This window comes from Sphingobacterium sp. MYb388 (assembly GCF_037479535.1).
Lineage (GTDB): Bacteria > Bacteroidota > Bacteroidia > Sphingobacteriales > Sphingobacteriaceae > Sphingobacterium > Sphingobacterium anhuiense.
This window is the reverse complement of the sequence record NZ_JBBGYV010000002.1, coordinates 520,788-544,032: the sequence shown is the minus strand read 5'-3', so window position 1 is coordinate 544,032 and position 23,245 is coordinate 520,788. Positions and strand designations below refer to the sequence as shown.

Annotated in this window: 21 protein-coding genes; 7 read left to right on the top strand and 14 right to left on the bottom strand. The window is 39.7% G+C overall.

Translation table 11 applies throughout. The features are described 5' to 3' along the window. The first annotated feature begins 4 nt into the window (after nucleotides 1–4). The 4 genes from WH188_RS08205 (at nucleotide 5) to WH188_RS08190 (ending at nucleotide 7,488) form a co-directional block, all read left to right on the top strand. Nucleotides 5–1,399 carry a RagB/SusD family nutrient uptake outer membrane protein gene (locus WH188_RS08205; protein WP_339423764.1) on the top strand — a complete coding sequence of 465 codons (1,395 nt, stop codon included), beginning with the start codon at nucleotides 5–7 and terminating at the stop codon, nucleotides 1,397–1,399. A 77-nt stretch (nucleotides 1,400–1,476) separates the two neighbouring features. After that, nucleotides 1,477–2,415, top strand: a complete 939-nt coding sequence (locus tag WH188_RS08200; protein ID WP_339423763.1) for an ABC transporter ATP-binding protein — start codon at nucleotides 1,477–1,479, stop codon at nucleotides 2,413–2,415. After that, nucleotides 2,412–4,697 carry a Gldg family protein gene (locus WH188_RS08195; RefSeq protein WP_339423762.1) on the top strand — a complete coding sequence of 762 codons (2,286 nt, stop codon included), beginning with the start codon at nucleotides 2,412–2,414 and terminating at the stop codon, nucleotides 4,695–4,697. The genes WH188_RS08200 and WH188_RS08195 overlap by 4 nt, the downstream gene beginning before the upstream one ends. Before the next feature lies 1 nt (nucleotide 4,698). Further along, entirely contained in the window at nucleotides 4,699–7,488 is a 2,790-nt protein-coding gene (locus WH188_RS08190; RefSeq protein WP_339423761.1) for a M16 family metallopeptidase, read from the top strand. A gap of 154 nt (nucleotides 7,489–7,642) precedes the next feature. On the opposite strand, the gene WH188_RS08185 is transcribed toward WH188_RS08190, so the two are convergent. Next, nucleotides 7,643–8,548, bottom strand: coding sequence for a helix-turn-helix domain-containing protein (locus WH188_RS08185; RefSeq protein WP_339423760.1), 906 nt, complete (start codon nucleotides 8,546–8,548; stop codon nucleotides 7,643–7,645). 220 nt (nucleotides 8,549–8,768) lie between these two features. Between WH188_RS08185 and WH188_RS08180 the strand changes: the two genes are divergently transcribed. The 3 genes from WH188_RS08180 to WH188_RS08170 all read left to right on the top strand — a co-directional run bounded on the left by WH188_RS08180 (nucleotide 8,769) and on the right by WH188_RS08170 (nucleotide 11,491). After that, complete coding sequence (locus WH188_RS08180; protein WP_339423759.1) at nucleotides 8,769–9,716, top strand: aldo/keto reductase; 948 nt, start codon at nucleotides 8,769–8,771, stop codon at nucleotides 9,714–9,716. A 114-nt stretch (nucleotides 9,717–9,830) separates the two neighbouring features. Next, on the top strand, nucleotides 9,831–10,871 hold the full coding sequence (locus tag WH188_RS08175; RefSeq protein WP_339423758.1) for an alpha/beta hydrolase: 1,041 nt from the start codon (nucleotides 9,831–9,833) through the stop codon (nucleotides 10,869–10,871). Nucleotides 10,872–10,888: 17 nt separating this feature from the next. Then, nucleotides 10,889–11,491 (top strand): flavodoxin family protein, encoded by a 603-nt coding sequence (locus WH188_RS08170; protein WP_339423757.1) that lies wholly within the window; start codon nucleotides 10,889–10,891, stop codon nucleotides 11,489–11,491. Nucleotides 11,492–11,623: 132 nt separating this feature from the next. On the opposite strand, the gene WH188_RS08165 is transcribed toward WH188_RS08170, so the two are convergent. The 13 genes from WH188_RS08165 to WH188_RS08105 form a co-directional block, all read right to left on the bottom strand. Next, a complete protein-coding gene (locus WH188_RS08165) occupies nucleotides 11,624–11,986 on the bottom strand; it encodes a DUF6122 family protein (protein ID WP_339423756.1) in 363 nt (120 codons plus the stop codon). Between the two features lie 53 nt (nucleotides 11,987–12,039). Continuing rightward, entirely contained in the window at nucleotides 12,040–13,041 is a 1,002-nt protein-coding gene (locus tag WH188_RS08160) for a zinc-dependent alcohol dehydrogenase family protein (protein ID WP_339423755.1), read from the bottom strand. Between the two features lie 9 nt (nucleotides 13,042–13,050). Further along, a complete protein-coding gene (locus WH188_RS08155; RefSeq protein WP_339423754.1) occupies nucleotides 13,051–13,692 on the bottom strand; it encodes an NAD(P)H-dependent oxidoreductase in 642 nt (213 codons plus the stop codon). Nucleotides 13,693–13,728: 36 nt separating this feature from the next. Next, complete coding sequence (locus WH188_RS08150) at nucleotides 13,729–14,421, bottom strand: NAD(P)H-dependent oxidoreductase (protein ID WP_339423753.1); 693 nt, start codon at nucleotides 14,419–14,421, stop codon at nucleotides 13,729–13,731. Nucleotides 14,422–14,570: 149 nt separating this feature from the next. Next, nucleotides 14,571–15,572 (bottom strand): alpha/beta hydrolase family protein, encoded by a 1,002-nt coding sequence (locus WH188_RS08145; protein ID WP_339423752.1) that lies wholly within the window; start codon nucleotides 15,570–15,572, stop codon nucleotides 14,571–14,573. Nucleotides 15,573–15,657: 85 nt separating this feature from the next. Beyond that, nucleotides 15,658–16,404 (bottom strand): DUF1330 domain-containing protein, encoded by a 747-nt coding sequence (locus WH188_RS08140; RefSeq protein ID WP_339423751.1) that lies wholly within the window; start codon nucleotides 16,402–16,404, stop codon nucleotides 15,658–15,660. A gap of 130 nt (nucleotides 16,405–16,534) precedes the next feature. Beyond that, nucleotides 16,535–17,395, bottom strand: a complete 861-nt coding sequence (locus tag WH188_RS08135) for a helix-turn-helix domain-containing protein (RefSeq protein ID WP_339423750.1) — start codon at nucleotides 17,393–17,395, stop codon at nucleotides 16,535–16,537. 208 nt (nucleotides 17,396–17,603) lie between these two features. Next, nucleotides 17,604–17,840, bottom strand: a complete 237-nt coding sequence (locus tag WH188_RS08130) for a hypothetical protein (protein ID WP_339423749.1) — start codon at nucleotides 17,838–17,840, stop codon at nucleotides 17,604–17,606. Nucleotides 17,841–17,972: 132 nt separating this feature from the next. Further along, nucleotides 17,973–18,830 carry a helix-turn-helix domain-containing protein gene (locus tag WH188_RS08125; RefSeq protein ID WP_339423748.1) on the bottom strand — a complete coding sequence of 286 codons (858 nt, stop codon included), beginning with the start codon at nucleotides 18,828–18,830 and terminating at the stop codon, nucleotides 17,973–17,975. Between the two features lie 19 nt (nucleotides 18,831–18,849). Beyond that, a complete protein-coding gene (locus WH188_RS08120) occupies nucleotides 18,850–19,182 on the bottom strand; it encodes a DUF6122 family protein (protein WP_339423747.1) in 333 nt (110 codons plus the stop codon). Nucleotides 19,183–19,297: 115 nt separating this feature from the next. Next, nucleotides 19,298–20,680, bottom strand: a complete 1,383-nt coding sequence (locus tag WH188_RS08115; protein WP_339423746.1) for a TlpA family protein disulfide reductase — start codon at nucleotides 20,678–20,680, stop codon at nucleotides 19,298–19,300. 3 nt (nucleotides 20,681–20,683) lie between these two features. Next, a complete protein-coding gene (locus WH188_RS08110; protein WP_339423745.1) occupies nucleotides 20,684–21,784 on the bottom strand; it encodes a thioredoxin domain-containing protein in 1,101 nt (366 codons plus the stop codon). Between the two features lie 45 nt (nucleotides 21,785–21,829). Continuing rightward, complete coding sequence (locus tag WH188_RS08105; RefSeq protein WP_339423744.1) at nucleotides 21,830–23,239, bottom strand: RagB/SusD family nutrient uptake outer membrane protein; 1,410 nt, start codon at nucleotides 23,237–23,239, stop codon at nucleotides 21,830–21,832. Nucleotides 23,240–23,245: the final 6 nt, after the last annotated feature.

Genomic DNA, 23,245 nt, shown 5'->3' with positions numbered 1-23,245 from the left:
AAACATGAAGTATAATAATAAATATATCTATGCCTGTTTGCTCTTTACAGCGCTGTTTACAAGCTGTGATAAGCTATTGGAAATCGATGATCCTTTAAACGAGCAGCCATCAGAAGTTGTTTTCCGTTCCCCAGAGACCGCAAAGATGGCTCTTTCGGGAGCATACGGACAATTATCGTTAAACAGTACATTCACTTTTCAATTTACCTCTTTTAATGGTTTGGCGGCAGACGAGCTTCTTTACACGTCGCCTGCCCAATTTGGTGATGTCATGACAAATACCTACGATCCGATCACGACCTTGGGTTTATATAGCATTTGGGGTGATGTATATACCTCCATCTATCGCTTTAATAGTATTATTGACGGGGTTACAGGCAATACATTACTACCTGTATCTTTGACGAATCAGATGCTTGGGGAAGCAAAAACGATGCGGGCTTATTGCTACTACCATTTGGTCAACATGTTTGGTGATATACCCTTGGTTGTAAGTACAGATGCTAATATTACAGCAATGCAGCCCCGGGCTTCAGTTTCATCAATTTATGAACTGCTCATTTCAGATCTGGAAGAGGCAAAGACGCTATTGGCAGAAGACTATAGTTCCGGTAGTCGCCAACAAGTTAATAGAGGTGCAGCTACAGCATTATTATCACGTATTTATCTTCATGTAGAGGACTATCCGAGAGCTTTATCCAATTCTTCGGATGTCATAAGCCAAACTGGACGGTATAGCCTATTGCCAGCAGATCAGTTGGATCGTGTTTTTCTTCAGAATTCTAGTGAGGCTATACTGCAACTGGGTCCAGATCTGCAAGGGGATAACGGTTATACGAGGGAGGGTGCAACATTTTTACCAGCACTAGCAACTTCGGTTCCTAATTATGCACTTTCTTCCTCCCAGGTTTCAGCATTTGAACCAGGGGATCTTCGTGCAGACGTATGGGTATTACCGTGGAAGGTAAATAATATCGATTACTTCCTGCCTTATAAATATCAGAACCATAGTCAGGAGGTGGCTATGACCAATAACAGGCAGGAGACTCCTATGGTACTTCGTTTAGCTGAACAATATCTGATACGTGCCGAGGCACGAATGCGTACCGGAGATGAAGACGGTGCAAGATCAGATATCAACATAATTCGCAACCGCGCAGGTTTGGGAAATTTATCCAGCAGTATAAATCTAATGGATGCAATCTTGCAGGAGCGTCATGCTGAACTTTTCTGCGAACTCGGTAATCGCTGGCACACGATAAAGCGGATGGACCGTGTCGATGATATCATGGGAGCATTGCGTCCGGTAACGTGGCAACCATTTGCCAATCTCTATCCCATACCACAGACAGCGAGGGACTCAAATCCCAATTTGACACAGAACGAAGGTTACAGATAATTAAAGACAACACAAAAAAAACTTTTATACCGGGGAGTGCGGACTCGTACTATCACCGATTGACTAATTTGTAATACATGGAAAATACTATTGTAAAGATATCCCATTTATGGCACCGATATGGCGACGCATGGGCCATTCAGGATATCGATTTTGAGATCAACTCCTTTGGGGTTCTGGGTCTTCTAGGATCAAATGGAGCAGGAAAATCAACCACTATGAACATCATGTGCGGTGTTCTGAACCAATTGAAAGGAGATGTTGTGATTGGTGGATTTGATATTCGTAAAAATCCAATTGAAGCGAAAAAACTCATTGGATTTCTACCACAGAATGCACCTCTTTATTTAGATCTGACCGTTTCCGAATATTTGACGCAGTGTGCCCATTTGCGATTGATTCCAAAAACAGATATTAAAAACGCCGTCGATAAGGCAATGGCAAAATGTGGAGTTTCTCATTTTCGAAACCGTCTTATATCGAATCTTTCGGGTGGATACAAACAGCGTGTCGGCATTGCACAGGCTATTATCCACGAACCAAAGCTTGTTGTGCTCGATGAGCCAACTAATGGATTGGACCCGAATCAGATTACAGAAGTACGAAAACTGATCAAAGAAATAGGTGAAGAGAAATCGGTGATTTTTTCATCCCATATATTGTCTGAGGTGCAAGCAACCTGCGAACAGGTGAAAATGATTGAGAATGGTATCATGGTTTTTGAAAATAGTATGGATGCTTTCAATAATCATATTGAGCCCGATAGCCTATTGATGACCATGGCAAATCCACCTATTCCAGAAGTACTAAAATCCGTTAAAGGGGTATCCGATGTGGAAAGGTTATCTCACCAGCAGTTTCGTGTTCGTTTTGCCGATGCAACCGATATCAGCGAGCGCTTGATCGAGGCGAGCGTACAGGCTGGTTGGAGATTGAAAGAGCTGACGCTGGAAAAAAGTTCTCTGGATCAAATTTTTGCTCAACTGTCTAATAAAACTCCCAATAAAGAATCATGAAAACTACTCTACGTATAGCTAAGATAGAATTAAGCCAGCTATTTTATTCGCCAGTGGCTTGGATTGTGCTGATTGTCCTCATCGTACAATCCGGATGGCAATACCATAATACATTGGAACGTATTTACCAAGCTCAGGAAATGGGATCCATTATGCCTGGTTCAACATTTCGTATTTTTGCCGGTTTCCGTTCTTTATTTCCGCAAATGCAAGAATACCTGTATTTATATATCCCGCTTTTAACGATGGGATTAATAAGTCGTGAAACCAATAGCGGCTCCATCAAATTGCTTTATTCCTCCCCGATAAAAGTAAGTGAAATTATTTTGGGAAAGTATCTGGCAATTATGATTTATTGTTTGATTTTGATTTCTGTGCTTTTGGGATTAGGTATTTTAACTCTATATACGATAAAAAATGCTGAATTTACATTGATCTTATCGGGTGTTATAGGGCTGTACTTACTGATCTGTGCTTATGCGGCGATCGGTTTATTTATGTCAAGTCTGACCACCTACCAAGTTGTTGCGGCCATCAGCACTTTGGTGGTTCTGGCAGCATTGAATTTTGTGGGGGGGCTATGGCAGGATATTGAGTTTGTAAGGGACATTACCTATTTTCTATCGATGTCTGGCCGTGTAGAAGAGTCCATCAACGGGTTGCTCAGCAGTAACGATATCTTCTATTTCATTATCGTAATTGTTTTATTCCTGGGACTAACGTATCTAAAATTGCAGTTCGAGCGTCAAACGATAAGTTGGATGAACAAGGCTTTACGTTATACAGGTTTTATTGCTGTTATGTTGCTGACGGGCTATGTAAGCTCCCTACCACAGTTTATCTTTTATAAGGATATGACAGCCAATAAAAATAGGACATTGACTGTTGGTAGTCAAGCTATTATTCAGCAATTTGACGAACCGGTGCATATAACTACCTATGTGAATTTGTTAGATGAAAACTATTCTTCCGGACTTCCTTCTGGACATAACATCGATAAGAAACGTTTTGACATGTATCTTCGCTATATGCCACATTTAAAGATGGACTATATATATTATTGGGATCACAGCACAAATGAACGTCTGTACAAAGAAAATCCTGGAATGAACGACGAAGCAATTGCCAGAAAAATGGCTAAAATCAATGACATTCCATTTGAAAAATTTCTTACACCTTCCCAAATAAAAAAGCAAGTTGATTTAATGCCTGAACGAAACCGCTTCGTAAGAAAATTGTCCTATAAAAATAAAGAAGTTTTTTTACGCGTGTATGATGATATGTTCAGACATCCAAATGAAAAGGAAACTTCTGCAGCTTTTAAGCGACTCCTTGTTCAAGTTCCAAAAGTAGGTTTTGTGACGGGACATAATGAACGCAGCATACAACGAACAGGTGATCGGGACTATCAAATGGCTACGAAGGAAATAGCTTTTCGTTATGCATTGATCAATCAGGGATTTGACGTTTTAGCTGTCGACTTAAAGATGTTAAACCAAGAAAACAAGGTCAATATTTTAGTTATAGCAGACCCTATGCGACCTTTCAGTGCGGAAGAATTGGAAAGTGTCAAGCAGTATCTTGAACAAGGTGGGAATATGATGATATTGGCGGAGCCGGAAAATAAATTATATGTGGAACCCATTCTGCGCTTCCTAGATGTACAAATGGACGACGGTATGCTTATACAAAAAAGTGAAAATTATGAACGTGATTTTATCTTGGCGAATGTTTCTAAAACGAATTGGCTAAAGACCATTGGTGAAAGTAGTTTCTTGAATCAAGATAGCGTACTTGTATCAATGCCATCTGCAGCGACACTTTCAGTACTTCCAAATGCACGCTTTGCGGCAAAGCCACTTTTGGTGACACAGGCAGTCAACACGTGGAAGCAGGCAGAACTTAGCTTTGATAGAAGTAAGGAATTAAAAGATATCAGAAGCAATCAAGAGAAGAAATCTTTTCCAGTTGCCTTGGCTTTGACACGACCAGTGAAAAACAAGGAACAACGGATTCTGGTGGTTGCCGATGCCGATTTCATGAGTAATTCAGAACTTATGCGCCAATCGCCGCGTACTGCAAATTTTTCTATCATGACTGATTTTTTCCGTTGGTTCAGTCATAATGAATTTCCTATAGACACTACCCGTCCAGAACCCACGGATGTGAGCAATGTTAATGCGACCAAACTGGATTTTATAAAATGGGGATGGTTGATTCTGCTTCCACTATTTATTGCAGGTAGCGTTACCTGGTTATTACTAAGGAGAAAAAGACGATAATATGAAATTAAAACATTTGATCGTAGGAGTCTTCGCGCTTCTATTTGGTGCAAAGAATTTGAAGAGCCAAGAGTTGATGGTAGATCCTTCCGTTAAGATTGGGCAATTACCAAACGGATTCCGCTATTATATAAAGTCGAATACATATCCAGAAAAGCGTGCCGTGTTGTATCTGGTAAACAAAGTAGGTTCCATATTGGAAGAAGAGAATGAACGAGGGATCGCACATTTTATCGAGCACATGAACTTTAAGGGTACAACTCATTTTCCAAAAAACCAATTGATTGATTATTTGGAAAGAGCAGGTGTGAAATTTGGTGCCGATCTCAATGCTTACACTTCTTTTGATGAAACTGTTTATCAACTTCCTCTTCCTACCGATGATGCGGAGTTATGGAAAAATGGCATGCTGATTATGCGTGACTGGGCTTCAGAAGCCATTTTGGACAAAGGTGAGTTCGAAAAGGAACGAGGCGTTATCCTAGAAGAGAAACGTTTGAAGCAAAATGCAACAGGTCGTACACGTGATCAATATATGCCCATGGTATACAATTTCTCACGGTATGCTGATCGTTCGCCGATCGGGTTGGATCACGTTATTTCCAAAGGTGACATCCAGGTATTGCAGGATTTTTACAAACGATGGTACCGTCCAGATTTACAGGCCCTGATTATCGTGGGTGATATCGACATAAATGAAGTTGAAACACAGATCAAAAATCTCTTTTCGAATCTGAAACCTAATGAAAAAGCACCTGTAAGACCAAGTTATGCCATGTCATTAATTGATAGTACACGTTTTGTTCAGGTAAAAGATAAGGAACTTTCAAACTATCAAATTGACATCATCTTGAAAAGAAAAAGTACTGCCGTTGTCGATAGTCAAGGTTTTCGTCAATCAATTATAGAAGATCTAACGAATAATCTGTCCGCAAATCGTTTACAGGAAATATTTCGTGAGAGCAGCAAAACCTATTTAGGACTTAGTATGAAATCGGGCCCATTTTTGGCTGGTTTAGAGTCGATGCACATAAGCGCATCTCTGTCTCCCCAGCAGTGGAAGGATGGGTTTAAATCGGCTTGGATGGAGATCGAACGCATAAAAAGGCATGGCTTCACGCTTGAGGAATTAAACGATGTGAAAGAAATGTTGCTCACTCGTATCTCCCTACAGGAGAAAGAGAAGGAAAAGATTCCTTCTCAATATTTTGTTGAGAATTACTTGGATCATTTTCTTACAGGTACGGTGTATCTTTCTATTGATGAACGGATTTCACTTACCAGACAGATGTTAAAAACAATCAGTGTGGATGAGGTAAGCTCCTTTATCAAATCATACCTAATGGCACAAGATCGTGTAATTCTAGTGATGGGAGCTGATAAAGATTCTGTAAATGTTCCTGAAAAATCCGAAGTATTACTTTGGATGGAAGAAGTGGACAAAATGGACATTTCGGTGTATCATCAGGAACGTCATGAGATCTTCTTATTAGATAGCATAACGAATACAGGGAAGATAGTTTCCCAAGAGAGTAACCCGATGATGGGTCTAACACAGTGGACCTTGAGCAATGGTGTTAAGGTATACGCTAAACCTACGGACTTTAAGAACGATGAAATTTTTTTCACAGCCTTCAGCCCTGGCGGCAGCTCCCTTTATAATGATAGGGATTACTATTCAGCAATGAATGCATCAACTTTTATCTTGAACAGCGGACTGGGCAGACTTAACGCCAGCGAACTCAGCAGATTTCTAAATGCTAAAACAATTCAAGTTCAGCCCTATATCGGCGACCGTGAAGAGGGAATTAGTGGTTCGAGCATTAATCGTGATCTGGAAACAGCACTAGGGATGGTCCATCTTTATATGACTGATGTGAAGTTAGATACTGCACGTTTTAATAGTATCGTTGATCGTTCTAAATCTGCTATGCGAAACCGTTCTGATGATCCCAACCGTGCTTTTGCAGACACTGTAGGAAATATCTTGGGCAATTATCATTTCCGGAGACAGCCGAGTTCTTTAGCCAACATTGAGCAGATTCGTGCCGATCGATTAGAGTCAATTTTCAGAGAGCGTTTTGCAAATGCCGCAGATTTCACTTTTCTATTTGTTGGTAGTTTCGATGTAGACTCGTTAAAAATCTTAACGGAGAAGTTTCTTGGCTCGCTACCTGCTTCTGATATACGTGAAAAGGCTATTGATTTGAAAATTCGCGTTCCGGAAGGAAAAGTACGTAAGGATCTCTACATGGGACAAGGAGACAAAAGTACCGTTCAAATTGTTTATAGTGGAAAGTATAGGTTCGGAATGTTGAATAACCAGCATCTGGACGCTTTGAAAGCAATCATGGATTTTCGCTTGACTGAGCGGTTGCGAAAGCAAGAAGGTGGCGTCTATTCGCCCAGTGTACAACTGACCAAAGCAAAGGATCCGCTTGGTTTCTATGCATTTGTTATTTCGTTCAATTGCGATCCAGAAAGAAGAGATAATCTTATTGCAGCGGTAAGGGAAGAACTTTCGAAGATTCAGCGTGAAGGTGTTATGCAGAAAGAATTGGACAAATTTACTGCCGAGCAGATCCGAATGTATGAATTACAGGTAAAATCAAATCAGTTTTGGCTATCCTATCTTAAAGGACAATTGGACAGAAAGGAATCTATTGAAGAGGTCCTTGAATATATGCAGGGATGGAAAACTCTTAATCTAAAGAGCTTCAATAAACGTTTGGGAACGTTTATGACTTTAGACAATGAGGTGATTGTAACCCTCAGTCCTGGTAAAAAATAATATCAAGAGTCTCGGTACCAGCCCTGGTATCATTGTTTAGTTAAGTAATGAAGGCTGCATTCCCGTGCAGCCTTCCATTTTATTGATAAATTACCTGATGTGCGCATGATGACTTCCAAACTGCTTAAACTATTTCCATCACCACGGTATGGGACTAATTTTCTAAAATCATCTGTCTGAATTCTTTTGGGCTAGTTCCGGCATGTTGTTTAAAAAATCTGGTGAAATGCTGTGGATACCTAAACCCCAGATCGTACGAGATCTCACCAAGTGAAAGGTTGAGGTTATGTATTCTTTCCTTAGCCACCTCAATGATCCTAGCATGTATGTATTCCAATGCAGATTTTCCCGTGTCTCTTTTTATAAGATCCCCAAAATAATTGGCTGATAGATGCAGCTGGTCGGCAAAATAGGCAACCGAAGGCAGTCCAATTTCTTTGGACTTACCGGACCTGAAATAATCATACAAAAGATTCTCAAAGTTTGCAAGGATACCGCGGTTGACATTTTCCCTTGTAATGAACTGGCGATCGTAGAAACGGATACAATAATTTAAAAAAAGCTCGATGTTGGAAACGATGATCTCCCGGCTATGCTTATCGATAGACTGCTGGAGCTCATATTCGATCTTGGAGAAGCAGTCCAGGATCAGTTTTCGCTCTTTGGCAGAAAGGTGCAGTGCCTCATTGGAACGATAACTGAAAAAATGGTACCGTTCCATTTTTTTTGCAAGGGATGTGCCGAGTATCAGATCAGGATGGAATACCAGTCCATGGCCCTTTGGCTGGTAATAGGTGCCATCGTTCTCGACGTTGACAACCTGTCCCGGAGCAAAGAATACAAGCGTGCGATCCTGATAATCGTAGATTTCACGCCCATATTTTAGGTCCCCACAGTCCACTTCCTTTAGAAAGATGGCGTATATCCCGAAATTCATCCGGCTGCCCATCCTTGGGCCGGCTTTTGAAAAATCGAGTACACTTACCATCGGGTGCAGGGTTTCATGATTATTGAAATCATTATATTCATGTACCGTACTGAAGTTGAATGTATTTTCCATATCATCTTATATTTATTGTACAAATTTAGCAATTTTGCCCCAGGCTGTATATGTGATATAGCCATATCAGTTAAATTGGTAAGTAATACCGTAATCCGTATAACTCGGGACCGGAAACTTAACCCGAAATTTGCATTATAAATTAACCGGAAAAACTGCCGGTCGGTACAGATAATAAAAAAGTACAATTATGAAATACATTAAAATTGGGGACCTGGAAGTGTCCCGCTTAGGACTCGGAGCCATGTCCATGTCAGGCTTTTACGATATCGGTTCAGGAAGTGACGAGGAATCTACCCGTACCATTCATCGGGCATTGGAACTGGGTATAACACACATTGACACAGCTGAAATTTACGGACCGTACATCAATGAGGAACTTGTTGGAAAAGCGATCAAAGGTCGACGTGACCAAGTCGTACTTGCAACCAAATTTGGTTTCATATCCCATGCAGGTGGCGGCGTAGGCATCATAGATAGCAGTCCGGCAAATATCCGCACAGCGGTTGAAGGTTCTTTAAAAAGATTGGGTACTGATTATATCGACCTTTACTACCAGCATAGGGTTGATCCCAAAACTCCTATTGAAGATACCATAAGTACCTTATCCGAGCTTGTCAAAGAAGGGAAGATAAAATACATCGGCCTTTCCGAAGCCGGCGTTGATACTATCCGCAGGGCACATGCGGTACACCCGATCACGGCACTTCAGACAGAATATTCATTATGGACCCGTGACCCCGAAGCCGAAATTCTTCCGCTGTTGCGTGAGCTGAACATTGGTTTTGTTCCCTATTCGCCATTGGGGCACGGTTTCCTTACAGGCCAGATTACTTCGCCTGATCAGATTGCAGACAATGATTGGCGTAAGAATAACCCACGTTTTATGGGAGAGAATTTCCAACGTAATCTGGGTATCGTCGCAGAAGTAAAGGCTATTGCCGATGAAGTGGGGGCAACAACGGCACAGATCGCTCTAGCATGGCTTCTTGCACAGGGCAATGATATTGCGCCTATACCAGGCACAAGACGAGTAGAACGTGTGGAAGAGAATACAGCTGCCGATGGTATAGATCTAAGCGCTTCCCAGTTGGAACGCCTGAACAATCTTACGCCAGCTTCCGGTGAACGCCACAATGAGGCGAGCATGGCTGCAATTGACCGTTAATGCTGTTGATTTAAAGAACTATTGTCACTGCCCTTTAAACCAAGGGCGGGAACAATACTTACCGGACAGCTTTACGCAAACAATTGATGTATGTAAACAAAAAAATAGAAAGAAATGAAAAATATAAAGATAAGATCGTTAGGTATCTGCATGATGCTGTTAGGTACTTTTCCAATGGCGGAAGCACAAACGAAAACAGGTACAAAGAAAGTCACAAACACTTCAGATGTGAGATCGACTACGACAACTATGGAAAGGGTAACTTTCCCCAATAGAGATATTACGATAGTGGGAAACCTATATCTGCCAAAAGATTTTGATAAGAACAAAAAATACCATGCAATTGTAGTAGGGCATCCGAATGGTGGAGTAAAAGAACAGACAGCAGGTCTGTATGCACAGAAATTGGCTGAAAAGGGATTTGTAACATTGGCTTTTGACGCTTCCTATCAAGGTGAAAGCGGTGGCGAGCCACGATTTTTGGATGACCCCGAAGTACGTACCGAAGATTTCCGTGCCGCTGCCGATTATATTACCATACAGGACTATATAGACCCTGAAAAAGTAGGCTTGCTTGGAATTTGCGCAGGTGGGGGCTACGTTATCCACGCAGCACAAACTGAACATCGCTATAAAGCAATAGCAACCATCAGTATGGTGGACGGTGGCGACCTTAGAAGAAATGGCATGAATGGGTCTTTGACATCTAGTATCCAACAAAGACTGAATGAGGTAGGAAAACAAAGAACTATCGAAGCGAATGGTGGGGAAATAAAATACAGTAATTATGTGGCAAATACCAAAGATGACCTGCCGGCTAACGCCAATAAAATGTACATCGAGGGTTATGAGTATTACAGAGTAACACACAAACAGGAATCAGCACCCAATAAATATCTCTTCACAAGTTTGGACAAACTGATCAATTTTACTGCATTAGACCACGTTGAATTGATTTCGCCACGACCACTGCTCCTTATTGCCGGAAGCGTCGCAGATAGTTATTATTTCAGTGAGCGTGCCTACAATTTAGCAAAAGAACCAAAAGAGCTGTATAAAATAGAGGGTGCTACGCATATAGATTTATATTGGAAACAGGAATATGTTGCACCGATCGTAGAGAAGCTGACCGACTTCTACGGAAATAACCTTTAAATATTTAAAGCAGTGATATGAGAATAGCTTTTTTAATTCCCGCATTGGTACTGATGTTCCTTTCATCAGGCTGTGCACAGGCACAAAAACCCGCTTCAGAAAAGAAGATACTGATCGTGTACCTTTCTAGAACGAACAACACAAAGGCTGTTGCCAATTTAATCCATAAAAATGTTGGCGGAAAATTGGTAGCCCTGGAACTGGAAAAACCTTATCCCGAAGATTATAAAGCAACCGTAGATCAGGTGTCCATGGAGCAGAAGACTGGATTTTCACCTCCTTTAAAAACAAAGATAGACAGCATCGACAGTTATGATATTATATTTGTTGGATTCCCGACATGGGGTATGAAGCTGCCACCTCCAATGCGTAGTTTCTTGAATCAGTACGATCTGAGCGGAAAGACCGTAATCCCGTTCAACACAAATGCGGGCTATGGTGTGGGCAGCACGTTCGATACGGTAAAGGAACTTTGTCCAGAGAGTACCGTTCTGGAAGGATTTACGATACTGGGCGGTAAGGAAAAAGATGGTATTCTGCTTGCGATAAAAGACAAAAAGGAAATAGAGGCAGATAAACTGGTAAAGACCTGGCTTAGAAAAATAAATCTGTTGGAATAGTGCTATCATACAGATCTATTTCGCAAGGAAGCCAAAAAATCTATAATTACTTTACCAATAGCACAAAAGAGGGTTCCGTATCGGAACCCTCTTTTATATTTATCTCATATACGCTAGCTTTTTATTTTGAGACTACCGTTTGTATCCACCACATAGGATTGAAATCAGATCTGGCCAATAACAATCCTGCCAGTCGGTAAAAATGTGAAACAAAAGTCCTACTGCAATGATCCTTGTTCTTTTGAACAGCAGTAATACAAAGTAAACTGCAATTGCATAATAGCTGTGTAAGGGATGAAACCCAACACTGCAACGATTGGGGTCAAAAATCGGTGTGGCCAGTAGGTGATCCAGATCAATCAACATTGTTGCAAGCATGATCAGCCACGCCCGCTTCCATTGCGACCGGAAAAAGAAGTATGAAAGTAGCCCTGGTGCTAAAAAATGCAAGCTATAATGTACCAGAGTCTGTATCAATTTTAAATTTTCATCCATTTACAAATTCAGTTCAATCTGAGAACTGACAAATTACGTTTAATATTCGTTGATTAAAACTGAACAATCACTTTCCCAATATGCTTTCCCTCATCAAAATGGCGGAAAGCTTCATTAGAATGAGACAATGGAAATACCTTGTCAATTACAGGTTTGATATGATTGTTCTCTATAAATTGGTTCATGGCTTCAAACGAAGCTTTTGAGCCGGCTTGTACTCCGGTTATGGAAATGCTTTTCAACATCACATCCAGTACGGATATTTCAGCACTGATACCGCCAAGCATACCAACAACAGCAATTTTGCCGCCAAATTTTGTAGCCTTTAAGGTTTGGGCAATTCCTGTCCAGGACATTTCCAGAGCAAGGTCTACTCCTAAACCGGCAGTTGCATCCAGCACTTTCCCGGCCCATTCCGGTTCAGAAACATAGTTAATGGTCACATCTGCTCCCAGTTCTTTTGCCGTTTTCAATTTTTTATCACTACCCGAAAGGATCACAACTTTAGCTCCTTTTGCCTTTGCAAATTGCAGGGCGAAGATGGAAACACCACCGGTACCTTGCAACAGAACGGTTTGACCTGCCGTGAGTTCTCCGACATTTGAAATGGCTTCCCAAGCGGTTACACCCGCTAAAGGCATAGCAGCAACCTCCTCAAAGGTGAGTTTGGATGGTGCGTTAACCAGAAATTCTTCTGGTACTGCAATGTATTCCGAAAATACGCCACGCTGCTCAATACCCAGACGTGTTTTCAAGTCTTCGGGTTTTAACTCTCCTTTTTGCCAGCCCTGTATGTAGTGTGTGGATACACGATCGCCCGTTTTAAAGGCCGTAACCTCGCTGCCGATTTGCTCCACAACTCCTACAGCGTCTGAACCCAGAATATGTGGTAGCGGTTTCTCAAAAGCTCCCTTGGCTAGCATCAGGTCTAGCTGGTTCAATGATACAGCTACTACTTTGACAAGTACTTCACGCTCATTGATTGATGGGATATCCTGCTCTAACAGTGAGATTCTCTCAACCCCGTAACCTCCATTTACAACTATTGATTTCATTCAGATTATTTATTGATTTATAATTTGTTCGGAATTTACCGTTTCTTCTATCCCAAAAACATTTGATAAATGAGATGGGTAATCTTGTAAACTTCTTTTGATATCGCCATCTTTGAAGATGTCAAAACAGTTGTAGTCGTCCACAATATTAACACCACAAAAACGGTAGTTACTGGTAAACTGTTTAAAGAAACCGGCAGTGGTTTCCCCTTCGAACAGCTTCTGTGAAGGATCTCCAAACGATTCTTCAGGAGCATTCCAAGTCGCACTGACCATAAATTTTTTGCCCTGCATTTTACCACCTGTTCCATATTGTCTGCTTGCATCTTCTTTGGTGCGTCCATCACCCGCAAGGAATTTTGCACTGTGTAGACCGCTATTGAAGACTTCATCTACGTATTTTTTGTAGATCCAAGGTGCTCCAAACCAATTGATAGGCGTCTGTAGTATAATGATATCAGCCTTTAGGTGCTTTTCCATCTCTTCATCTGGAGCATACCCATTTTCAATGGTAGTTTCTACAACCTGATATCCCTTTGAAAGGAAAAAATCTTTTGCTGCTTCGATGAATGAGCGGTTTAGGGTTCCTTCCGACCAGTTTGGATAGGTAAGATGTGCATTGATCAGCAGTACGTTTTTTATTGTCTCCATGTATTAAATCTTTGATTGTTCTTTTTAAATTCTAGTTTAAAGCCCAAGTACCTTTTTAAGGTGGGCCGGATAGTTATCCAGGTCGTCTTTGATACGCTTGCTATGGAATATATCGAAGCAGTTATATCCTTCAAGGATATCGAAACCGGAGAAACGATAATTCGTAGTAATGTTATAGAAAACATCCGCAGGTCCCTTTCCCTGGAAAAGATATTGTGATTTGTCATTGAAATCCTTTTCAGCGGCATTCCAAGTTGCTGAAATCATGAATTTCTTGCCCTGCATTTTTCCACCAGTGCCATAATGCTTGCTGGGGTCTCCTGCGACACGGCCGTCACCCGCAAGGAATTTCTTGCTGTGCAACCCGCTGTTGAAGACTTCATCCACATATTTTTTATAGATCCAAGGCGTACTTATCCAGTTAACAGGCGTTTGCAGAATCACGATATCTGCCTGCAAATGCTTTTCAACTTCTTCATCAGGATTGTATCCATCTTCAATCTTGGTTTCCAAAACTTTGTAGGATTGGGAGACAAAGAACTCCTTTGCCTTATCGACGAAAGATCTGTTGAGCGTACCCTCGGACCATCCCGGATAGGTCAGGTGTGCATTGATAATCAGTACCGTCTTTTGTTTGACAGTATTACTATTGTTCTGATTTTGTGCAACCACTTTCGTGCTGATTGAAAACAGCATGATAGCCATTATAAAAAAAATCCGTTGTCTCATTATTTCTATATTTTTAATTTGATAAAATTAAAAGGTATAACTGACCAATAAGGAAACAGATTACCACTAAAAAAGAAACAAATTACATATAATAAAAAAACGCCGTGATGGCGTTCTTTGTTAGATGAAGATTTCACTGAAATATGGCTTTAACCCATGTGTTTCTGTAGCCAGTCCAATATCAGTTGCGGGTTTTTACCGAAATAATTATACCCCTGGAAACGTTGATCGGTTCCTTCAATCCAAAATAGTGTTTTGTCTTTTGCAGACATCTTATCATATATCTCCTGCACGTTTGATTGTTTTGTTGACAAGTCATTCTTAACCTGTGCAACAAATGTTGGCAGGGTCACTGCGCTGGAATAATCGATTGGCCATACGTCAGCAATATGAAAGCCTGTTTTAACATGGAATGCTGCATCGAACAGTTCCATCCCATTGGCAATTTTTTGGTTTTCCACAGCTTTTTGAACAAATACAGCAGGTGTTACAGGTTGCAAAGCGATCATTCCTTTAACATGTTTGAATTCTTCGGGATGTTTCTTCATGCCTACAATTGTCGCATTGGCACCAAGACAGCGGCTATATAGTGCCACCTTCATTTTTTTTGTATCCGGACGGGATTTGGCATAGCGTAGTGAACCGATTACATCGCGATACTCTAACAGTCCGTGACCATTGATACCTCCACTTCCTATACCGCTTCGACCGTGATTACGCATATCGTAGGTCAGGATGTTGTATCCCGCATCATGAAGGATCTTGTATTCGGGAAGAAAATTCACTTCAAAGCCACCAAAGTTTTTCCATGGATCAAGATGACCGGGATATCCGTAACGATTGCAGGGCATCGGGTGGTTGAAGATGAGCAGCTTGTCGGAGTTGCCTGGTATGAACCATCCTTCAATCGTTACCCCGTCCATAGCCTGAAAGAAGATTTCCTCATGCTCCATGCCATATTCATCGGGCGTCCTCAATATAGGCGTACGGGTAGAATGTGCCATCATTTCCGCCATTCCATTGATGAAATCATCCGAACTTTGACCTGGATTATTTTCCATTGGTGTGCTATCAACTGTCTTTGCGGAAGCTGAAAGCCATGATAATGGTCCTAAAGCAAGACCGGCTCCAATCAATGTAGTTCTGCTCATAAAACTTCGGCGGTTCAGACCGCCATCCTGTTTTTCCACTGAAGTATTTTTATTACTGTCTTTCATGTAATGTTCTTTTTAATTATTATTTGGATAGTGAACTCGCCAGCACGGTTATGCTGTTCTCTGTTGAGGCAATACGGAATTTCTTAGCGGCAGTATATTCGGGTGAATTGTAGAACTGTTCTGCATCGGCAGGTGAAGGAAATTCTGCTACACCAAATATATTACCTGGTGTTCCTTCAAGTGCTTTACTGTTCATATCAAAAATCGGAACACCGCCTCCAAATTTTGGACTAAGCGGTCCTGACGCATCCATGTATTTTTGAAATGTCGCCTTGTCATTGATGGTATAGTTTACAATCTGATAACCGTGAGGCTGTCCTTCGATGCCTTTTATTCCTTGGGCGGGAGGGATTGAAGTTGCTAGAAGTAACCAGCCTTTGGTCGAAGCATTACGTATCTTTTTTAAGGGGGCATAATCCTGCGAGTTGTAAAACTTTTCTGCATCGGATACAGTTGGAAATTCGGTAACCTCAATGACAGGATTTGGGTCTCCTTCCAGTGTTTTTACATTTGCATCGTAAATGACGGTTTTGCCATTGTACTTTGCAAGAATCGGCTCCGAAGCTTTTCTGTATTGGAGATAGCCTTCCTGATCGATGATCGTGTAGTTGCCGACTAGATAACCATGCGCCTGTTCGGTCACAGGTGTAGCGGAAGAACTTGTGGCGGTTTTATCTTGTTGGGAAACTTGGCCACAGGATGTGGCTAAAAAAACAACCGCCGTTCCAAGAATGGTAGACAGTATTGATTTGCTGTTATTTTTCATTTTGCCTAATCGTTTTGTAAGTTAAACTGAGTCAGACAAAATTAGAACGGAATTCTAAAAGCTTAGGAAACAAAATACTACTAAAAAAGAAACAAACTACTGATAGTTAAAGATTACTGTTTAGAGAACTCTATTTTTTTATTATAGCCTGTTGTCGATATTCCTTAGGCGTCATGTTGACTTGCTTTTTAAAGAATTTTGAAAAATAGTTAGGGTATTCAAATCCCAGATCATAAGCTACTTCCGTGGTATTCATTTCTATATTCTGCTCCAATAGTTCTTTAGCTTTTTTAATCACAAACTCGTGGATATTTTCAAGGGCAGTCTTCTTGGTAAAATGCTTCACGATGTCGCCCAAATAATTCGATGTCAGTCCCAATTTGTCGGCAAAATACTGAACGCTTGGAAGTTGGGAAACTGGCTGGGTGTAATAATTGATTAACTCGTGCTGAAAATCGGTTATGATACGGTTGTATATTTTGGGGTCGGTAGAAAATTGCCGTTTATAAAATGCCTCCACCAATGAAATAAGTAGATTAACATAAGACAGTAACACCGTGAAATTTCTGTTTTCCCTTTCGTAGTATTTGATCATCAACTGAAATACGGTACTAATTTCTTCTACCTCATCGTTGGTCAGATACAATGCTTCGTGCTGTCCGTAGTCGAGATAGGTTTTGAAAAGATTACGATTCTCTTCGATTATTTTTTTTGAAAGTTGCACGTACATACCTGTGTAGGTTGGAACTACATCCCAACCGACAGCAATTTCCGGACTGTTGAAGAATACTGCATTCAAAGGCTTAGCTTCGGGGTCAAATTTATTTATATACCCCATTTTTATAGAAATCCTGTAAAAATCAACTATGATTGGTTCTGATTTTAGTAGCATTTTTTCAGGAGCGTAATAGCCTACGTCGATATCATTGTTCAGCGGGCTATCTAAACCAAGATATTGATTGTATGAAGTGAAGTCTACAAATTTTTTCATTACACAAATTTACAAAATTCATCTTTTGTAATGATGCCGTAGCCAAATAGTTTATTTTGGTTAAAGAATAAAATAATCTTTGAAGTTCGTTACGCTTGTTATTTTTTGTATTTTTGAAGCTGAGTTTACAAGGTGAATTGAAGAAATTGAATGCAAAGAGCACCATTACTAAATCGTTACCTATTACGATTTCATGTCTTTTAAACCTCTATAAATAAGCTGCTTTATCAATTATTGATTTTTTTGAGATAAAAAATTCCTTTGCCACATTGTAAAATGAAGCATTTAGTTTTCCTTCTGACCAACCTGGGTAGGTTAAATGAGTATTAATCAGTAAAACCGTTTTGTTTGTAGAATTCGGTTTAGATGGCGTGTTTTGAGCCAATAATTTGCTTCCGAATGATAACAGCATGATCAAGGTTATCAAAGTTATTTTTGCTTTCATACTTTTGTTTTAAAATGATAATACAAAATTAGAAGCTTGAAATGCAACCAATGGAAACAGACTACTAAAAAAAAAGAAACAGATTACTGATAAAAAAAACTTCGTAAGAAGGCATTGCATAAATGTACTCTCTCAATTTTTGGTGAACTGTAATCGGTACTCTTTTGGAGATAAACGGACTTGCTTTTTGAAAAATTTTGAAAAATAATTTGGGTATTCAAATCCTAACTGATAAGCTACTTCTGCTGTATTCATTTGCTGGTTTTGCTCCAATAATTCTTTTGCCCGCTTAATTACAAATTCGTGAATATTTTCAAGAGCAGACTTCTTTGTAAAATGCTTTATTATATCACCCAAATAATTCGATGTCAACCCTAATTTGTCTGCAAAATACTGAACGCCAGGAAGTTGTTTCACAGGGTGCTTATAATAGTCTATTAAACTCTGCTGAAAGTCTGAAACGATGCGGTTGTACTGCTTTGGATCGGTGGAAAACTGTCTGATATAAAATGCTTCTACCAAAGATATCAGCACATTAACATAAGACAGCAGAACATTAAAATTTCGCTTTCCCCTTTCGTAATATTTAATCATCAATTGAAAAACGGCACTGATTTCTTCCACCTCCTCATCAGTCAGATACAAAGCCTCGTGCTGTCCATAGTCAAGGTAAGTTCTGAATAGATACCGGTTCTGGTCGATTACTTTCTTTGAAAGCTGTACGTACATCCCGGTATATGTTGGATCGACATCCCAACCAACTGCAATTTCAGGACTATTGAAAAATACAGCATTCAAAGGTATTGCATTGGGGTCAAATTTATTGCTATATCCCATCTTGATAGAAATCCTGTAAAAATCTACTATGATAGGATCTGACTTCAATAGCATTTCTTTTGGTGAATAATATCCAACATCAATATCATTGTCGAACGGAGCAACCAAGCCAAGATATTGATTGTATGAACTGAAATCTTCAAATTTTTCCATATATCACAAATTTAGCTTTTTATTTCATCAGATAAGACCATTGACAGTCCTGCCAGTCGGTAAACATATGGAAGAGTAAACCTACTGCTATGATTCTTGTTTTTGGAAATAATACCAATAAAATATAAATGCCGATTGCATAGTAAGAATGAAGAGGATGAAACCCTATACTGCATCGCCCGGGATCAAAAATAGGAGTGGCGAGTAAATGATCAAGATCGACTAACATAGTGGCAATCATAATGATCCAAGCCCGCTTCCACTGGTTTTTAAAAAAAACAAATGCTATTAATCCTGGCGCTAGAAGATGAAGAGTATAGTGTACTATCGGCTGTAAAATTTCGATATTCATAGTGGACAATATTAAAAGCAAAGGGTTTAGTAAAAAAATAGTTAATTTAATTAAAACAAAAATAACAGGAAATCCCTAGGGCTAGTTAGGGAAATTCCTGTTATTTGTGTACGCATTACTTACGTTTAATGTATTCTATAATTGCAGAAAGTTCCGAGACCAATGTATCGTCGCCCCCATCAAAACCTGCTCCACGGTAACGAATAAAACCCTGAGGATCTATAACAAATTTTGCAGGTATGCCATCTACTCCAAATTGAGATATGGCAGGATTTACCCTAGTCTTATCGTCTTTTAGATCCATATAAAGATCAAACGTATAATTGTTCTCTCTCAAATATGTGACAGCGTCTTCAATTGGATTTTTTGAACGCTCCCAAGTATGTATGAATAAAAACTTAACATCAGTATCCTTCTCAAATTTGTTTACTGCCTGTTGCATTGCTGGAAAAGACTTTTTACATGGTCCACACCACGTCGCCCAAAAATCCAAGATCAAGTATTTACCCTTGAAATCAGCTAAACGGTAGGACTTACCTTTAGCATCTGTAATTAGAAAATCAGGAGCCTTTTCTTTGATGATATCCTTTGCAATATCCTTTGTTATCTGCATCTTAAGCTTCGACTGGATACCTTGCAAATAGTGCTCAACGTCATTTGATGGAAAAAGTTGATTAAACGATATTGTCAATTCATTCTTTAATTCTTCATTACCTTTTCCTTTACGTATTAAACTATCAACTATGACAAAAGATTTTTCGTACTGCTTGTTTAAAGATAATAGGTTAGCATACTTCTGCAATAAATCGTCACTTTTTTCCTGTCGGAATAAAAACACACGTTCGATCTCATTTAGTGCTTTAGGGTAATCCTTTAACTCCATATAGATATCAGAATAGATTTCTAATAGATCATAATATTCCTTTAGGTTATCCTTTTCGATATTAAACTCTGAAAGCTTCTTGTCAAAGAGAATTTTCATACGATTAGGATCACGTTGTATCAACATCGGACCGCAAAGTTTCAATATCATATCTTTCGTCCTGGTATCTTGAATTTTACCCCAATATTTAATAAAATGCTCTAGACTCCTACTTTTTGCAGCTCTGTCGGCCATAACTGGATAAAGGTTAATCACCTGCTGGTTGTCGAACTTTTTAACAAACTCATCAAATAGCCTTTCTACCTCAACCATATCAGATTGCTGATGAAGATGCAGTGTCGCTTGTATCGCTGCTGCCTCACCTCGCGGATATTTTCTTGAAATTATATCCGTGACGCTATTGACCTTAGCAATATCCTGTTTAATTCGATAATATTGCAATACAGAATTTGCATCCTCTTCAGAACCATTCAGTAACGAATCTACAGCGCGATCTATATTGACCGCACTTTTTGTCGCTAAAAGAATTACCGTACCAGGCTTCATTTGTTGTGAGTAACAATATTCCTTACTACAAAGAACTAACATGAGGAGTACAACTAAATTTTTAATCATCTGCTATAATTTAGATTTATACTCTGCTAACTTCTTTTTATAATCTTCTATAGTATAGTCAAAAATACGCCCTACAAAACTCTCATCTTTCAATTCTTCCTGACCTTTGGCAATAGCCCTTTCCATCGAATTTACAGCCATTTGATAATTGCCCATTTTGCTATAAGTAAGCGCTAATTTTTCTAAAAGCATAGATACTTTATTTGAATCGTTCTCGAAAATTTCACTAGCTAATGCGTAGCTTTCTTTTGAAAGACCGTCCTTGTCTGTAATGGTCACAGCGAGCATCGTTGCATAACTATCACGATCTTCTTTCAATAATTCATCGGCATACTTCATTGCCTCTGATTCAGTCTTGTTATCAAGTAAAATTTTAAACTTCTGAAATTTCAGTGCATATTTCATTACAGGCAACTCAATTGCACCTTCGTCAGTAAGTTTAAACGCTAAGTCGAAATCTTTTGCTTCAGCTGCGGTAGTAATTGCTTTGAAAATGCGGCTAATCTTATCGCGTTGTTCCTGTTCTTTTGAATTTTCCTTTTCATGCTTTTTCTGATAGGCGATCGGATCAAAAGATCCATCGATAATTTCATTAATCACCTCTTCAATTTTCATAGGATGACCAATCCATTGGATAATATTGTTTTTAACTATAAATGTTACCGGAATTCCTGCTTGACCGGCAGGAGCAAGCCATGTTTTTGAAATGTCTTGGGCGTTATTGTCTGCAATAACATTGTAAGACATACGATCACCGCTTGAATTAACAAACCTTTCAACCGCAGGCAGAGATGATTCATAAGGCCTATCGCCCACTTTCTCCCAAACATTGGCACCTATAAAAGTTGCCTTTCCATCATATTTTTTCGCCAATTCGGAAAGATGGGGCATGGCAGCGATACAAGGTCCACACCAGGTGGCCCAAAATTCGAAAACATAGACGTGGTTTTCTTTAAACTCCTTGATTTCTGTGCCCTTAATCCATTTTGCATAACGTAAAGGAGGGATTTTAGAACCAATACCCAGTTTTGTTTTTTCCTGCGCTTGCACACTTGTAAAAAGTAAAAGTGCAACAACAATAAACTTCAATTTTAAAATGTTCATTTTTTTAGAATTATTTTTCATATTAATTTCTTTAATTTTAGTTATTTAATAGTTTTGTTGTAACGTCGGGTTAAAATTTGTTGCACTCTGTGGAAAAGGAAAGATCCACATGGGCGATGACGGAGATAAGGTATATGTTGTTCCGTTTATTGTCCTTTGGGTTAATACAGTATATATGCCCTCTTTGTTCCAACGCTTGATATCCACAAAATTTCTCCAGGTAAATAAAAATTCAATCCTATTCGTTTTCTGTAGTAATCCCATTGCTTGAGCTTCCGTTGAAGCTGAAATAGGTGTGTAGGGATAAACGCGTCTAATACGGATCTGATTGACAATGTCCATCCCTTCGGAAATCTGTCCCTGACGGATAAGTGCTTCGGCCTTAACGAGACTTAGGTCTGATGTGGTCATTCCCGCAGCATTTTGTTGATAAGAAAAGGCGAAAAACATAGGTATATCAGGAAGCCCATAAAGAATCTGACCATATACATAGTCATATGTGGGCGTATGATCTTTCAATATATTACCTGTCTCATAGTAATTATTTAAAATCTCATAAGTTGGAGCAAAGGTATTTGGCCATGCTTTACCAAAATAGGCATAAAGTAAATTATCTGGTGCTGTAAGCCCATCGCGAGCAACTACCAAACCCGACCCTCCACTACCCGCAGGGAGGAAAGGACGATGATCTTCTAAAACGTTATTATATTGCAAGCCAGCATCTGATGCCTCTAAAGCACCTTCATAATCACGCATTGACAGTAGTATGCGTGCTTTGACAGCGAATGCAAATGCTTTACCCACCCGCATGTTATTTTTAGGTTTATCAGGTAAAGATTCTAATTCAAGAGCGGCATTCACATCGGCCACCATCTTTTCATATACTTCCTGCACTGTATTTTTGGAATTCACATCGTTAAGTACGATATCGTCAACATACGGAATGCCCCCATCCGTAGCCGCCGATGCGGGGTCATATGCCTTTGCATAAATATTGACCAGGATATAATGCAAATAAGCTCTGATAATAAGTGCTTCAGCCTTTAACTGTTTTATCAAATTTGGATCGCCACTTGCATTATCAGCTTGCGTCAATACGATGTTGGATACACGTGAGATAATTTCATACAAACCTTCATAAGGACCATCGGTACCAGTCAGGTCTGCCCTGTTAATCGTCTCATCATAAGTTAGCAAAGCGTAATTGAGACTTTTCACATTACCACTGATAAGATTTGGAACATTGGTAACCTGGGGATACATATCGTTTATTAATACAGACTGCTTAAGTGTATTAAATCCATTACCTGAATAATTGACATTCATTAATAAATCCAAATCATTTGCGCTGGCGAGCAGGTTTTTACCCTTTGGTGAAATATCTGTATATTTTTCACAGCTGCTCAAAAATAAAAGCACTGCAACGATGGATACTAAATTTCTGAAACTTTTCATACTCTG

Bases quoted from the DNA above. Each gene is read 5' to 3' on its own strand.
- WH188_RS08205 (WP_339423764.1), top strand. From the start codon at position 5: ATGAAGTATAATAATAAATATATCTATGCCTGTTTGCTCTTTACAGCG.
- WH188_RS08200 (WP_339423763.1), top strand. From the start codon at position 1,477: ATGGAAAATACTATTGTAAAGATATCCCATTTATGGCACCGATATGGC.
- WH188_RS08195 (WP_339423762.1), top strand. From the start codon at position 2,412: ATGAAAACTACTCTACGTATAGCTAAGATAGAATTAAGCCAGCTATTT.
- WH188_RS08190 (WP_339423761.1), top strand. From the start codon at position 4,699: ATGAAATTAAAACATTTGATCGTAGGAGTCTTCGCGCTTCTATTTGGT.
- WH188_RS08185 (WP_339423760.1), bottom strand. From the start codon at position 8,548: ATGGAAAATACATTCAACTTCAGTACGGTACATGAATATAATGATTTC.
- WH188_RS08175 (WP_339423758.1), top strand. From the start codon at position 9,831: ATGAAAAATATAAAGATAAGATCGTTAGGTATCTGCATGATGCTGTTA.
- WH188_RS08170 (WP_339423757.1), top strand. From the start codon at position 10,889: ATGAGAATAGCTTTTTTAATTCCCGCATTGGTACTGATGTTCCTTTCA.
- WH188_RS08165 (WP_339423756.1), bottom strand. From the start codon at position 11,986: ATGGATGAAAATTTAAAATTGATACAGACTCTGGTACATTATAGCTTG.
- WH188_RS08160 (WP_339423755.1), bottom strand. From the start codon at position 13,041: ATGAAATCAATAGTTGTAAATGGAGGTTACGGGGTTGAGAGAATCTCA.
- WH188_RS08155 (WP_339423754.1), bottom strand. From the start codon at position 13,692: ATGGAGACAATAAAAAACGTACTGCTGATCAATGCACATCTTACCTAT.
- WH188_RS08150 (WP_339423753.1), bottom strand. From the start codon at position 14,421: ATGAGACAACGGATTTTTTTTATAATGGCTATCATGCTGTTTTCAATC.
- WH188_RS08145 (WP_339423752.1), bottom strand. From the start codon at position 15,572: ATGAGCAGAACTACATTGATTGGAGCCGGTCTTGCTTTAGGACCATTA.
- WH188_RS08140 (WP_339423751.1), bottom strand. From the start codon at position 16,404: ATGAAAAATAACAGCAAATCAATACTGTCTACCATTCTTGGAACGGCG.
- WH188_RS08135 (WP_339423750.1), bottom strand. From the start codon at position 17,395: ATGAAAAAATTTGTAGACTTCACTTCATACAATCAATATCTTGGTTTA.
- WH188_RS08130 (WP_339423749.1), bottom strand. From the start codon at position 17,840: ATGAAAGCAAAAATAACTTTGATAACCTTGATCATGCTGTTATCATTC.
- WH188_RS08125 (WP_339423748.1), bottom strand. From the start codon at position 18,830: ATGGAAAAATTTGAAGATTTCAGTTCATACAATCAATATCTTGGCTTG.
- WH188_RS08120 (WP_339423747.1), bottom strand. From the start codon at position 19,182: ATGAATATCGAAATTTTACAGCCGATAGTACACTATACTCTTCATCTT.
- WH188_RS08115 (WP_339423746.1), bottom strand. From the start codon at position 20,680: ATGATTAAAAATTTAGTTGTACTCCTCATGTTAGTTCTTTGTAGTAAG.
- WH188_RS08110 (WP_339423745.1), bottom strand. From the start codon at position 21,784: ATGAACATTTTAAAATTGAAGTTTATTGTTGTTGCACTTTTACTTTTT.
- WH188_RS08105 (WP_339423744.1), bottom strand. From the start codon at position 23,239: ATGAAAAGTTTCAGAAATTTAGTATCCATCGTTGCAGTGCTTTTATTT.